Raw genomic sequence first — 13877 nt, 5'->3', positions numbered from 1 at the left:
CATGGACTTCGGGAACATCATCGACGCCGCGCTGTCACAGGCGCTGGGCCCGCAGGCGATCGTCTTCGCCCTCGCGGCCATCGGACTCAACATCCACTTCGGCTACACCGGCCTGCTGAACTTCGGCCAGTCCGGCTTCATGGCCATCGCGGGCTTCGGTCTCGCGGTCTCGGTCGTGCGATTCGACCTGCCGTTCTTCGTCGGCGTGCTGATCGCGCTGGTCACTCCGGTGCTGCTGGCCCTCGTGCTCGGCGTGCCCACGCTGCGGCTGAGAGCCGACTACCTGGCCATCGTCACCATCGCGTCGTCGGAGATCCTGCGCCTCATCCTGGGCGCGGTGGAGTTCAAGGACGTGTTCGGCGGCTCCAACGGGCTCACCGGGTTCGTCCGTCCCTTCCAGGACCTGAACCCCTACTCGGGTCCGCTCGACCTCGGCATCGTCTCGTGGTCACGCTCGGACCTGTGGTCGCTCACCGTCGGCTGGATCCTGGTGGCCCTGGGCTGCCTCCTGGTCTGGGCACTCATGCGCAGCCCGTGGGGACGCATCCTGCGCTCCATCCGGGAGGACGAGGACGCCGTGCGCTCGCTCGGCAAGAACGTCTTCTCGTACAAGCTGCAGGCGCTCATCCTCGGTGGCGTCTTCGGTGGTCTGGCCGGTCTGTTCCACGTCCTCAAGCAGGGCTCGGCCGTCCCCACCGACTTCAACACGACGTTCACCTTCTACGCCTACGCCGCCCTGCTCGTGGGTGGCGCGGCCCGGGTGCTGGGACCGGTCGTCGGCTCCATCATCTTCTGGTTCCTCGTCGCCGGACTGGGTGAGCTCTTCGACCAGCTCACCGACGGCTCCGGCGTCAACCTGCCGACCTGGCTCATGACCGACACGCAGGCGAGCCTCGTGCGGTTCATCGTGCTCGGGCTCGGCCTCATGCTGCTGATGATCTTCCGACCCCAGGGGATCTTCGGCGATCGAAGGGAGATCGCGATCGATGCCCGCTAACCTCAAGAGGTCCACCGGCGAGGCCGCCACGGCCAGCCTGGTCGACGTGCCCCGCGTGCCTGGTGCACCCAAGCCCGACCCCATCGTCAAGGGTGACAACATCACCCGCACGTTTGGCGGCCTGAAGGCCGTCGACGTCCAGCACATCGAGATCCAGCGTGGTGTCATCACCGCCCTGATCGGTCCCAACGGTGCCGGCAAGACGACGCTCTTCAACCTGCTCACCGGCTTCGACGTCCCGGACACGGGAGCCTGGTCGTTCAACGACAAGTCCCTCGCCAAGGTGGCGGCGTTCAAGGTGGCGCGCGCCGGCATGGTGCGCACCTTCCAGCTCACCAAGGTCCTGGCCAAGCTCACCGTCATCGAGAACATGCGTCTCGGTGCCACCGGCCAGCGCGGCGAGAAGATCTGGTCGGCGCCGTTCAAGTCGCTCTGGGGCTCGCAGGAGGACGAGATCACGGCACGAGCCGACGAGCTCCTCGAGCGGTTCAAGCTCGACGCCAAGCGCGAGGACTTCGCCGGATCGCTCTCGGGCGGGCAGCGCAAGCTCCTCGAGATGGCTCGCTCCCTCATGGTCGACCCCGAGCTGATCATGCTCGACGAGCCCATGGCCGGCGTGAACCCGGCCCTCAAGCAGTCGCTGCTGGGTCACGTGAAGTCACTGCGCGACGAGGGCCGCACGGTCCTCTTCGTGGAGCACGACATGGACATGGTCCGCGAGATCTCCGACTGGGTCATCGTCATGGCCCAGGGGCAGATCGTGGCCGAGGGCACGCCGGAGTCGGTCATGGCCGACCCCGCCGTGATCGACGCCTACCTCGGCGCCCACCACGACACCGACCTGACCGAGCTCGACCCCGCGGAGCTGGAAGCCCAGGCAGAAGCCGAGCTCGATGCCGAAGCAGCAGCCGAGGAGGCGAAGGAATGACCGACGCAGACGACCAGAAGATCGAGCGCGAGAAGCACCTCGCCGGTGTCGAGAACGCGGTGCTGCGCGCCGACAACCTCATCGCCGGGTACCTGCCGGGGGTGAACATCCTCAACGGCGCCGACCTCTACTGCCAGCCCGGCGAGCTCGTGGGCATCATCGGACCCAACGGCGCCGGCAAGTCGACGCTCCTCAAGGCGCTCTTCGGCCTCGTGAAGATCCACGAGGGCACCGTCAAGCTCAAGGGCGTCGACATCACGAACCAGCGGGCCGACCAGCTCGTCACCAAGGGCATCGGGTTCGTGCCGCAGACGGAGAACGTCTTCCCCAGCCTGACCATCGAGGAGAACCTCGAGATGGGCTGCTACCAGGAGCCGCAGAACTTCGCCGAGCGGTTCGAGTTCGTCACCGACATCTTCCCGCGGCTCGGCGAGCGCCGTAAGCAGCGCGCGGGCCAGCTCTCGGGCGGTGAGCGACAGATGGTGGCCATGGGCCGGGCGCTCATGATGAACCCGTCCGTGCTGCTGCTCGACGAGCCGTCGGCCGGCCTCTCCCCCGTCCTGCAGGACGAGGTGTTCGTGCAGACGCGCAACATCAACAAGGCCGGCGTCTCGGTCATCATGGTCGAGCAGAACGCTCGCCGCTGCCTGCAGATCTGCGACCGTGGCTACGTGCTCGACCATGGCCGCAACGCCTACTCCGGCACGGGTCGCGACCTCAACAACGATCCCAAGGTCATCTCGCTCTACCTCGGCACCCTGGGCGCCAAGGCCTCCTGAGCGCCTGCACCACCGGCGAAGGGCCCCCTCGACCTCCGGGTCGGCGGGGTCCTTTCGTCGTGCTGCCCTCGTGGTCCTGGCGTCCGCCCCGCTCCGTCCCCGCGCCGCCTTGGACGAACGATGAGGGATTGCGGCCGCCCCCACGACGCACATCCCTCATCCTTCGTCCCCCACCGACCAACGATGAGGGATTGCGGCCGCCCCCGCGACCCCGATCCCTCATCCTTCGTCCCCCACCGACCAACGATGAGGGATTGTGGCCGCCCCCGCGACCCCGATCCCTCATCCTTCGTCCCCCACCGACCAACGACGAGGCGTGGCGGTGATCGCGATCCGGCACCTACGGACGCAGCAAGGCCCCGGACCTGATGGTCCGGGGCCTCGCCTCAGCTGGTCAGCCGATCAGGGTCTCTCGACTCAGATCGAGCCCTTGACGTACTCGACCGGCTTGATGGTGTTGTCGTTGCTGTACTCGTACACGCCGATCGACGCCGAGGTGGGCGAACCCGTCTCGCCGAGCTCGATCGGACCGGAGACACCGTCGTAGTCGATGTCGGTGCCGGCGTCGAGCAGCTTCACGCAGGCGGCGAAGTCGGTGCACTTCTCGCCGTCCTTGGTGATGCCCGGGAGCTCCTTGGCGATGTCGGTGCCCGAGTCGCTCTTGGCCTTGATGGCCGCGAGTGCCGAGGTGACGACCGCGTCGTAGGACTCACCGGCGTAGGCGTAGTCCTTGAGGTCCGGGTTGACCGTCGCAAGACGCTTCTTGAAGTCGCCAGCGGCCTCGGCACCGGGGATGGTGCCCTTCGTGCCGGTCAGCGAGCCCTTGGGAAGGTCCTTGGAGTAGTCCGCCGTGTTGCCGTCGACGAAGTACGTGGGGACGTCCGTCGGGGCGACGCCCGCCTTGATGAGCTTCGGCACGATCTGCTTCGTCTCGTCGAAGGCGACGAGCACGACGGCGTCGGGCTTGGCATCGGCGACAGCAGAGATCTGCGTGTCGGACGGGCCGTCCTTCTCCGAGTACAGCTCGTTGACGGCGACCTTGGAGCCTGCAGCCTCGACGTTGGAGGAGATCTGCTTGGCCAGCGTCTCGCCGTAGGCGTCCTGGCGAGCCAGGATGGCGATGTTCTGACGCTTGTCCTTCACCAGCAGGTTGGCCATGACGGCGCCCTGGAGGATGTCGGACGGCGCCGTGCGGAAGTACAGGTCGGGCTTGGAGTAGTCACCCTCGTCGAACTCGGTCGACGTGTTGGCGGGCGAGTACTCGACGACGCCGGCCGACATGATCTTGTCGATCACGGTCAGCGAGACGCCCGAGGAGGCCGCACCGATGATGACGTCGGACCTGGCCTTGAGCAGCTTGTCGGTCTCGGCCGGGGCGATGCCCGAGTCGGTGTCGCCCGAGTCGGCCTTGACGCCCTTGACGTCCTTGCCCAGCACGCCGCCAGCCTCGTTGATGTCCTTGATCGCCAGGTCGACGCCGGCGAACTCCGGCGGGCCGAGGTAGGCGAGGCTGCCGGTCTGGGGCAGCAGCGAGCCGATGGTCAGGACACCGTCGCCCTTGGCCGCGGCGGGCTTGTCGGACTCGGACTTGTCGTCATCGCTTCCACCGCACGCTGCAAGCACCAGCGCACCGGCAGCGGCGACAGCGGCAAGACGCATGGTCTTGGTACTGCGCTTCATCTGTCCTCCGGGGGTTCAGTCGAACGGCCGTCACGGCCGCAACAGTGTTCTGAAACCTAGTCGCCGTGCGTGTCACTCGGGCCCATCACGGTGTTAAATCCCGGTTCGTAGTCAACTTGTAACCCGGGAGGTCAGGAACCGATCTCGGCACCGTGGTCGATGACCTGCTGGGCGACCTCGCGCATGGAGATCCGCAGGTCCATGGCGGTCCGCTGGATCCAGCCGAAGGCCTCCGGCTCGCTGAGCGAGAGCGACTCCTGGAGCACCGCCTTGGCGCGTTCCACCAGCTTGCGGGTGGCGAGCTGCTCCGTGAGGTCCTCCACCTCGTCGGCGAGCGCACGGACCTCGGCGAAGCGGCTCATGGCCATCTCGATGGCGGGCACGAGGTCGGTCGCCGTGAACGGCTTGACGAGGTAGGCCATGGCGCCGGAGTCCCGGGCCCGCTCCACGAGCTCGCGCTGGCTGAAGGCCGTGAGGATCACGACCGGCGCGATCCGGGCCGCGGCGATGCGCGACGCGGCGCTGATCCCGTCGAGCCGCGGCATCTTGACGTCCATGACCACGAGGTCGGGCCGCAGGAGCTCGGCCAGCTCCACTGCCTGCTCACCGTCGGCAGCCTGCCCCACGACGTCGTAGCCCTGCTCCCCCAGCATCTCGACCAGGTCGAGGCGGATGATCGCCTCGTCCTCCGCCACGACGACGCGGCGAGCCTGGGGCGTGGGGTCAGAAGTCACGTGCGTAGGTTATCGGCCGCCTCGTCACGAGGACCGAACGTGTCCCGGGTGGGATTCGAACCCACACTGGATCGGGTTTGAGCCGACTCCCTCTGCCGTTGGGGTACCGGGACTCAACAGCCCGACCACCCTAGCGTCGAGCCGTCGTGGCCGCGGCAAGGGTCGATCACGCACCACACCGCGAGGGGCGGGAGGGACCGGGACGGTCAGTCCTCTTCCTCGAGGTCGTCGTAGGCCGGGACCACCTTGTTGATGGCGTCGCCCATGCGGTGGATCCGCAGGGCGTTGGTGGAGCCGGGGATCCCGGGAGGGGCACCGGCCACGATCACGACCTCCTGGCCGTGGTCGCAGCGGGCGATCTCGAGGAGGCGCTTGTCGACCTGCATGACCATCTCGTCGGTGTGCTTCACCTCGGGCACGAGGAACGTCTCGACGCCCCACGTGAGGGCCAGCTGGCGCCGCGTGAGGTCGTCGGGCGTGAACGCCAGCACAGGGATGGGCGAGCGGTACCGGGCCATGCGGCGGGCCGAGCCGCCGATGGTGGTGAACGCGATGACGTACTGGGCTCCGATGGCCTCAGCCACCTCGGAGGCGCCGCGGCAGATGATGCCCGTGCGGGTCTTGGGGGTCCACGTGTAGGCCGCCATGCGCGGCAGGCCGTGGTCCTCGGTGGACTCGATGATGCGCGCCATGGTCTTGACGGTCTGGATGGGGTACTCCCCCACGCTCGTCTCGCCCGAGAGCATCACGGCGTCGGCGCCGTCGAGCACCGCGTTGGCGACGTCGGAGGCCTCGGCGCGCGTGGGGCGCGGCGCAGAGATCATGGACTCGAGCATCTGCGTGGCCACGATGACGGGCTTGGCGTTGCGCCGGGCCTTCTCCACGATGAGCTTCTGGACGATCGGCACGTCCTCGAGCGGCAGCTCGACGCCGAGGTCGCCGCGGGCCACCATGACACCGTCGAAGGCGTCCATGATCTCGTCGAGGTTCTCGACGGCCTGCGGCTTCTCGATCTTGGCGATGACCGGACGGTGGATGTTCTCCTCGCGCATGATGCGGCGCACGTCCTCGGCGTCGCGGGCGTTGCGCACGAACGACAGGGCCACGAAGTCGACGTCCTGGTGGAGGGCGAAGCGCAGGTCGGCGATGTCCTTCTCGCTCATGGCGGGGACGCTCACCGAGACACCGGGCAGGTTGATGCCCTTGTTGTTGCTCAACGTGCCGGAGGTCTCGACCGTGGTGACGACCTCGGTGGCCGTGACCTCGAGGGCGCGCAGGCGCATCCGCCCGTCGTCGACGAGGATCTGGTCGCCGGGCGAGACGTCGCCGGGCAGGCCCTTGTACGTGGTGGAGCAACGGTCCTGGTCGCCCTGGACGTCGTCGACCGTGATGGTGAAGCGGTCGCCCACCGCCACCTCGATGGATCCCTCGGCGAAACGGCCGAGCCGGATCTTGGGGCCCTGGAGGTCGGCCAGGATGGCGATGGCCTTGCCCGTCCGCTCCGCGGCTGCTCGGACGTGCACGACGTTCTGCTCGTGGTCGGGGTGGTCGCCGTGGCTCATGTTGAGTCGCGCGACGTCCATGCCGGCCTCGACGAGCTGCAGGATGCGCTCGGCGGAGGCGACGGCGGGGCCGAGGGTACAGACGATCTTGGCTCTACGCACGACCCCACCCTATGCCTGGGTGGGCCCTACTCACGAGTCACCCCGCACGACGACCGAGCCCGCCGGAGCCAGGCTCCGACGGGCTCGTCCGACGGATCGGAGAGTCGCGCGCTCAGACCGTGAGCGGCCTGTCGTTGGGGTTGATCGGACGCGGCAGGTTGCTGGCCTCACCGGTGAGGAAGGCATCGACGCCGTTGGCGGCCGAGCGACCCTCCGCGATGGCCCACACGATGAGCGACTGGCCACGACCGGCGTCGCCGGCGACGAACACGCCGGGCACGCTGGACATGTAGGAACGGTCGCGCTTGACGTTGCCGCGCTCGTCGAGGTCCACGCCCAGCTGGGAGACGAGACCGTCCTTCTCGGGACCGGTGAAGCCCATCGCGAACAGCACGAGCTGTGCCGGGATGACCCGCTCGCTGCCCGGGACGTTCTCGAACTTCCCGTCCTTCATCTCCACCTCGGTGATGCGGAGGCCGGAGACGTGACCGTCGTCGTCGCCCACGAACTCCTGGGTGGAGACGGCGTAGACGCGGTCGCCGCCCTCCTCGTGGGCCGAGGCGACGCGGTACACCATGGGGTACGTCGGCCACGGCTGGTGCTCGGGACGCTCCTCGCCGGCCTGGGGCATGATCTCCAGGCTCGTGATGGAGCGCGCACCCTGACGGATGGACGTGCCGAGGCAGTCCGCGCCCGTGTCGCCGCCACCGATGATGACGACGTCCTTGTCGGTGGCCAGGATCTGGTCCTGGACCTCCTCGCCGAGCGCCACGCGGTTGGCCTGGGGCAGGAAGTCCATGGCCTGGTGGATGCCCGCGAGCTCACGGCCCGGGGCCGGGAGGTCGCGGCGGACCGTGGACCCGATGGCCAGGACGACGGCGTCGTAGCGGTCGCGCAGCTGCGAGCCGGTGATGTCCTCGCCGACCTTGACGCCGGTGCGGAACACCGTGCCCTCACGTCGCATCTGGTCGACGCGACGATCGACGTGACGCTTCTCCATCTTGAACTCGGGGATCCCGAAGCGCAGCAGCCCGCCGGGCTTCTCGTCGCGCTCGTAGACCGCGACGGTGTGTCCCGCGCGCGTGAGCTGCTGGGCGGTGGCCAGGCCGGCCGGGCCGGAGCCCACGACCGCCACCGTCTTGCCCGTGAGCCACTCCGGCGGCTCGGGCTTGACGTTGTGACGCTCCCACGCGGTGTCGATGATCGAGACCTCGACGTTCTTGATGGTCACCGGGTCGCGGTTGATGCCGACCACGCACGCCGTCTCGCACGGTGCCGGGCAGAGCCGGCCCGTGAACTCCGGGAAGTTGTTCGTGGCGTGCAGACGGTCGATCGACTCGTCCCAGTCGTCGCGCCAGACCAGGTCGTTCCACTCCGGGATCAGGTTGCCCAGGGGGCAGCCCGAGTGGCAGAAGGGGATGCCGCAGTCCATGCAGCGCCCCGCCTGCTCGGAGATGATCGGCAGCAACGCCTTGCCGGGCCCACCGGGGTAGACCTCGAGCCAGTCGTTGACGCGCTCCTCCACGGGGCGGCGCTCGGCCACCTGGCGGGGAGTCGTGATGAAACCACGGGGATCAGCCACGTGCGGCCACCTCCATCATGCGAGCAGTGGTGTCCTCTTCGGAGAGCCCTTCGGACTCGGCCTGCTTCTGGGCCTCGAGGACCTTGCGGTAGTTGACGGGCATGACCTCGGTGAACCGGGTCAGCGAGTGCTCCCACGCGCCGAGCAGCTGCTCGGCGACGGCGGAGCCCGTCTCCTGGTGGTGCTTGGTGATGAGCTCCTTGAGCTCCTCGACGTGCTCGTCGGCGACGTCGCGCAGCTCGACCATCTCGGGGTTCACGAGGCTGTGGTCCAGGTCGAGGACCCAGGCCGTGCCGCCGCTCATGCCGGCCGCGACGTTGCGGCCGGTGGGACCGAGGATGACGACGCGGCCGCCGGTCATGTACTCGCAGGCGTGGTCGCCCACGCCCTCCACGACCGCCCGCGCGCCGGAGTTGCGCACGCAGAAGCGCTCGCCCACCTTGCCGCGCAGGAAGATCTCGCCGCCCGTGGCGCCGAAGCCGATGACGTTGCCCGCCACGATGTTGGCCTCCGGCGTGAACTGGGCCTCGCGCGGCGGCCGCACGACGATGCGACCTCCCGAGAGTCCCTTGCCGACGTAGTCGTTGCCGTCGCCCTCGAGGCGCAGCGTGATGCCCCGGGGCACGAAGGCGCCGAAGGACTGACCGGCCGAGCCCAGGAAGGTCAGGTCGATCGTGTTCTCGGGCAGGCCCTCGCCGCGGTACTTCTTGGTGACCTCGTGGCCGAGCATGGTGCCGACCGTCCGGTTCACGTTGCGGATGTTGAGCTGGGCCCGCACGGGCTCGCCCTTCTCGAGCGCGTCGGCGCTGAGCCGGATCAGCTCCTGGTCGAGCGCGACGTCGAGACCGTGGTCCTGCGTCGTGACGTTGTGCAGCGCAGCACCCTCGGGCAGCTCGGGACGGTAGAAGATCGGAGCCAGGTCGAGACCCGAGGCCTTCCAGTGGTCGACGGCCTTGCGGGTCTCCAGCATCTCGGCGTGGCCCACGGCCTCCTCGATGGTGCGGAAGCCCAGGGACGCGAGGTGCTCGCGCACCTCCTGCGCGATGAACTCGAAGAAGTTCACGACGTACTCGGCCTTGCCGGAGTACTTCTCGCGCAGCTGCTTGTTCTGCGTGGCCACACCCACGGGGCACGTGTCCAGGTGGCACACGCGCATCATGATGCAGCCGCTCACCACGAGCGGAGCCGTGGCGAAGCCGAACTCCTCGGCACCGAGCAGGGCTGCGATGACGACGTCGCGCCCGGTCTTGAGCTGGCCGTCGCACTGCACGACGATGCGGTCGCGCAGGCCGTTGAGCAGCAGCGTCTGCTGGGTCTCGGCCAGGCCGAGCTCCCACGGACCGCCCGCGTGCTTGAGCGACGTGAGCGGCGAGGCTCCCGTGCCGCCGTCGTGGCCGGAGATGAGCACGACGTCGGCCTTGGCCTTGGACACGCCCGCCGCGACCGTGCCGACACCGACCTCGGAGACCAGCTTCACGTGGACGCGGGCCGACGGGTTGGCGTTCTTCAGGTCGTGGATGAGCTGCTTGAGGTCCTCGATCGAGTAGATGTCGTGGTGCGGCGGCGGGGAGATGAGCCCGACGCCGGGCGTGGAGTGACGCGTCTTGGCCACCCACGGGTACACCTTGGGTCCGGGCAGCTGGCCGCCCTCGCCGGGCTTGGCGCCCTGCGCCATCTTGATCTGGATGTCGTCGGCGTTGGACAGGTACTCGCTCGTGACGCCGAAGCGACCGGAGGCGACCTGCTTGATCGACGACCGGCGCTCGGGGTCGTAGAGACGCTCCGGGTCCTCGCCACCCTCACCGGTGTTGGACTTGCCGCCCAGGCGGTTCATGGCGACGGCGAGCGTCTCGTGCGCCTCCTGGCTGATGGAGCCGTAGCTCATCGCGCCGGTGGAGAAGCGCTTGACGATCTCGCTCACGGGCTCGACCTCGTCGATCGAGATGGGCTCGCGGGCACCGTCCTTGAAGGCGAACAGGCCGCGCAGCGTCATGAGCCGCTCGGACTGGTCGTCGACGCGCGACGTGTACTGCTTGAAGATGTCGTAGCGGCCCGTGCGGGTGGAGTGCTGGAGGCGGAAGACCGTCTCGGGGTCGAACAGGTGCTCCGGTCCCCCACGACGCCACTGGTACTCGCCGCCGACCTCGAGGAGGCGACGCGCGCCCTTGATGCCCTGGGTCGGGTAGGCCACGACGTGGCGCGACTTGACCTCCTGCGCGAGGACGTCGAGACCGACACCACCGAGCTTGCTGGACGTGCCGGTGAAGTAGGCGTCGACGACGTCGTGCGCGAGACCGATGCACTCGAAGATCTGCGCACCGGTGTACGAGGCCACGGTGGAGACGCCGATCTTGCTCATGACCTTCAGGACGCCCTTGCCCAGGCCGTACGTGAGGTTGCGGACCGCCACCGAGGGCTCGACGCCCTCGACGAAGACGCCCTCGCGCGCCAGGTCCTCGGCGGACTCCAGCGCCAGGTAGGGGTTGACGGCCGTGGCGCCGAAGCCGATGAGCAGCGCGACGTGGTGCACCTCGCGGACGTCGCCGGCCTCGACGAGCAGGCCCGCCTGGGAGCGCAGCTTCTCGCGCACCATGTGGTGGTGCACGGCTCCCGTGAGGAGGAGCGACGGGATGGGAGCGAGGTCGGCGTCGGAGTGACGGTCCGACAGCACGATGATGCGGGCGCCCTCGGCGACGGCACGGCTGACGTCGGCGCAGATCTCGGCCAGCTTGGCCTCGAGCGCGGCGCCACCGCCGTGGACGTCGTAGAGACCGCGGACCACGTGCACGCTGAACCCCGGCATGTCGCCGTCCTTGTTCATGTGACGGATCTTGGCGAGCTCGTCGTTGTCGATCACGGGGAACGGCAGCTGCAGCATGCGGCAGGACGCCGGGCTGGGCTCGAGCAGGTTGGCCTCGGGGCCCATGGTCCCGGACAGGCTCGTGACGACCTCCTCACGGATGGCGTCGAGCGGCGGGTTGGTGACCTGCGCGAAGAGCTGCGTGAAGTAGTCGAACAGCAGCCGCGGGCGGTCCGAGATGCCGGCGATGGGCGTGTCGGTGCCCATGGAGCCGATGGCCTCGGCCTTGGTGCGCGCGATGGGCGCGACGAGCTTGCGCAGCTCCTCCTCGGTGTAGCCGAAGACCTGCTGGCGCCGCGCGACGGAGGCATGCGTGTGGACGATGTGCTCGAGGTCGGGCAGGTCCTCGAAGCGCACGAGGCCCGAGTAGAGCCACTCGTCGTAGGGCTGCTCGGCCGCGAGACGACCCTTGATCTCCTCGTCCTCGATGACGCGGTGCTGCTCGAGGTCGAGCAGGAACATGCGGCCCGGCTCGAGGCGGCCCTTGCGGGTGATGGTCTTGGGGTCGAGGTCGAGCACGCCGGCCTCCGACGCCAGCACGACGAGACCGTCGTCGGTGATCCAGAAGCGTCCGGGGCGCAGTCCGTTGCGGTCGAGGACCGCGCCGATCTGGGTGCCGTCGGTGAAGCAGACGCACGCGGGGCCGTCCCAGGCCTCCATGATCGAGGAGTGGAACTCGTAGAACGCCCGGCGGGCGGGGTCCATCTCGCCGTTGTTCTCCCACGCCTCGGGGATCATCATCATGACGGCGTGGGGCAGCTCGCGGCCGCCGAGGTGGAGGAGCTCCAGCACCTCGTCGAGGGAGGCGGTGTCGCTGCCCTCGGGGTCGCAGATGGGGAAGAGCCGCTGCAGGTCGCCGGGGATGAGCTCGCTCGACAGCGTGGCCTCGCGGGCCCGCATCCAGTTGCGGTTGCCGCGGGCGGTGTTGATCTCGCCGTTGTGCGCCACGAAGCGGAACGGGTGCGCGAGCGGCCAGCTGGGGAACGTGTTGGTGGAGAAGCGGCTGTGCACGATGGCCAGCGCCGACTCCATGCGCGGGTCGCGCAGGTCGGGGAAGAACTCGTCGAGCTGCTCGGTGGTGAGCATGCCCTTGTAGATGAGCGTGCGGCACGAGAGTGACGGGAAGTAGACCCCGACCTCGTGCTCGGCGCGCTTGCGCAGGCAGTAGGTCAGGCGGTCCAGCAGGATGCCCGAGCGCGGCTCGCCGCTCGCCGCCACGAAGACGAGGGCGAACGACGGCATGGCGCCGCGCGACATGGAGCCGAGGATCTCGGGCTTGACGGGGACGTCGCGCCAGCCGAGGACCTCGAGGCCCTCCTCGGTCGCGAGACGCTCGATCGTGGCGCGCGCCTCGGCGGCCTCGGTCGGGTCGAGGGGCAGGAAGGCCATGCCGGCGGCGTACGTGCCGGCCTCGGGCAGCTCGGCCCCGGCCTCGTCGCGAGCGACCTCGCGCAGGAAGCGGTCGGGCACCTGGATGAGGATGCCCGCACCGTCGCCGGTGTCGGGCTCGCCGCCGACCGCTCCGCGGTGGTCGAGGTTGCGCAGGGCCGTGAGGCCGTGCTCGACGATCTCGTTGCTGGGGACGCCGCTGAGCGTGGCCACGAAGGCGACGCCACAGGCGTCGTGCTCGTTCTGCGGGTCGTAGAGACCCTGCGCGGGGGGCAGGGCGGAGAAACGGGACACAGGCGGGCCTCTTTCTCGTCGTCGGAGCCGGGACGGCCCAGAACACTGGTGGGAACGCAGCACCGGGCAGACCGGTGGCGCTCGACCGGGGACGACGTTGGCCCTGGAAGCCTGCCCAGATTACACCGGCTTCGCAGCGCCGACGAGGAAGGTGGGCCTAACCGCCGGGGACTCAGCCGAGGGAGGCGCCGACGGCCTCGCCCACGAGGTACGTGAGACCGGCCGCGGCCGCGCCCAGCACGAGCTGGCGCAGGCCGCCGAACCACCAGGAGCGAGCCGTCACGCGGGTGACCACGGCACCACACGCGAAGAGCCCCACGAGGGAGAGCACGATGGCGGGCCACGCCACCTCGACCCCCACGAGGTAGGAGAGCAGCGGGATGACGGCGCCCACGGCGAAGGAGAAGAACGAGGACACCGCGGCCAGCATCGGCGACGCGAGGTCGTCGGTGTCGACGCCGAACTCCTCGCGGGCATGCACCTTCACCGCGTTCTCGGGGTCCTCATGGACCTCGCGCGCCATCTCACGGGCGGTGGACTCGTCGATCCCCTTGTCGATGAACATGACCGCGAGCTCGGCCTCCTCGGCCGCCTCGTTGTGCAGGATCTCCTGGCGCTCGATGTCGACCTGCGCGAGAGCGAACTCGCGCTGGCTCGCCACCGACGTGTACTCCCCCGCCGCCATCGAGAACGCGCCCGCCGCGAGACCGGCCAGTCCGGCCAGGACCACGGGCTTCGTGTCGTCGGCCGAGCTTCCGCCGACCACGCCCATCATGAGGGCGAAGTTGGAGACCAGTCCGTCCATGGCACCGAAGACGGCGGGCCGCAGCCAGCCGCCGGTGACGTCGGGATGTTCGTGCTGGATCTTCTCGAGCTCGGGAAGGTCGTCGGTCGCGCTCATGGCTCGAAACTAGACCTCTCCGGGCGCCGCGTCATCGAAGGCCAGGCTGCTCAAACCCCCGGGCCGCGT

At 69.0% G+C, this 13877-nt stretch carries 9 protein-coding genes and 1 tRNA gene; 3 read left to right on the top strand and 7 right to left on the bottom strand.

Going from position 1 to position 13877, the window contains the following annotated elements:
• The first annotated feature begins 1 nt into the window (after window position 1).
• The 3 genes from ASD11_RS05595 to ASD11_RS05585 are packed head-to-tail and all read left to right on the top strand — an operon-like array spanning window position 2 to window position 2704.
• On the top strand, window positions 2-997 hold the full coding sequence (locus ASD11_RS05595) for a branched-chain amino acid ABC transporter permease (RefSeq protein WP_056284393.1): 996 nt from the start codon (window positions 2-4) through the stop codon (window positions 995-997).
• A complete protein-coding gene (locus tag ASD11_RS05590; protein WP_056284390.1) occupies window positions 987-1925 on the top strand; it encodes an ABC transporter ATP-binding protein in 939 nt (312 codons plus the stop codon). The genes ASD11_RS05595 and ASD11_RS05590 overlap by 11 nt, the downstream gene beginning before the upstream one ends.
• Window positions 1922-2704: an ABC transporter ATP-binding protein gene (locus ASD11_RS05585; RefSeq protein WP_082554190.1), complete on the top strand. Its 783-nt coding sequence runs from the start codon at window positions 1922-1924 to the stop codon at window positions 2702-2704. The genes ASD11_RS05590 and ASD11_RS05585 overlap by 4 nt, the downstream gene beginning before the upstream one ends.
• A gap of 417 nt (window positions 2705-3121) precedes the next feature.
• On the opposite strand, the gene ASD11_RS05580 is transcribed toward ASD11_RS05585, so the two are convergent.
• The 7 genes from ASD11_RS05580 to ASD11_RS05550 form a co-directional block, all read right to left on the bottom strand.
• Entirely contained in the window at window positions 3122-4384 is a 1263-nt protein-coding gene (locus tag ASD11_RS05580; protein WP_056284389.1) for an ABC transporter substrate-binding protein, read from the bottom strand.
• 131 nt (window positions 4385-4515) lie between these two features.
• Window positions 4516-5118 carry an ANTAR domain-containing response regulator gene (locus ASD11_RS05575; protein WP_056284385.1) on the bottom strand — a complete coding sequence of 201 codons (603 nt, stop codon included), beginning with the start codon at window positions 5116-5118 and terminating at the stop codon, window positions 4516-4518.
• 40 nt (window positions 5119-5158) lie between these two features.
• Window positions 5159-5231: transfer RNA gene (locus ASD11_RS05570), tRNA-Leu, on the bottom strand.
• A 93-nt stretch (window positions 5232-5324) separates the two neighbouring features.
• On the bottom strand, window positions 5325-6782 hold the full coding sequence (pyk, locus tag ASD11_RS05565; protein ID WP_056284383.1) for a pyruvate kinase: 1458 nt from the start codon (window positions 6780-6782) through the stop codon (window positions 5325-5327).
• A 112-nt stretch (window positions 6783-6894) separates the two neighbouring features.
• Window positions 6895-8364 carry a glutamate synthase subunit beta gene (locus ASD11_RS05560; RefSeq protein ID WP_056284381.1) on the bottom strand — a complete coding sequence of 490 codons (1470 nt, stop codon included), beginning with the start codon at window positions 8362-8364 and terminating at the stop codon, window positions 6895-6897.
• On the bottom strand, window positions 8357-12907 hold the full coding sequence (gene gltB / locus ASD11_RS05555; protein ID WP_056284379.1) for a glutamate synthase large subunit: 4551 nt from the start codon (window positions 12905-12907) through the stop codon (window positions 8357-8359). The genes ASD11_RS05560 and gltB overlap by 8 nt, the downstream gene beginning before the upstream one ends.
• Before the next feature lie 172 nt (window positions 12908-13079).
• Window positions 13080-13808 (bottom strand): VIT1/CCC1 transporter family protein, encoded by a 729-nt coding sequence (locus ASD11_RS05550; protein WP_056284376.1) that lies wholly within the window; start codon window positions 13806-13808, stop codon window positions 13080-13082.
• Window positions 13809-13877: the final 69 nt, after the last annotated feature.

This window comes from Aeromicrobium sp. Root495, assembly GCF_001426755.1.
Lineage (GTDB): Bacteria > Actinomycetota > Actinomycetes > Propionibacteriales > Nocardioidaceae > Aeromicrobium.
The sequence above is the reverse complement of the archived record's forward strand: the minus strand, read 5'-3'. Positions and strand labels throughout refer to the sequence as shown.

Excerpts from the sequence above, each read along its gene's own strand:
- ASD11_RS05595 (WP_056284393.1), top strand. The coding sequence starts at position 2 with ATGGACTTCGGGAACATCATCGACGCCGCGCTGTCACAGGCGCTGGGC.
- ASD11_RS05585 (WP_082554190.1), top strand. The coding sequence starts at position 1,922 with ATGACCGACGCAGACGACCAGAAGATCGAGCGCGAGAAGCACCTCGCC.
- ASD11_RS05580 (WP_056284389.1), bottom strand. The coding sequence starts at position 4,384 with ATGAAGCGCAGTACCAAGACCATGCGTCTTGCCGCTGTCGCCGCTGCC.
- ASD11_RS05550 (WP_056284376.1), bottom strand. The coding sequence starts at position 13,808 with ATGAGCGCGACCGACGACCTTCCCGAGCTCGAGAAGATCCAGCACGAA.
- ASD11_RS05590 (WP_056284390.1), top strand. The coding sequence starts at position 987 with ATGCCCGCTAACCTCAAGAGGTCCACCGGCGAGGCCGCCACGGCCAGC.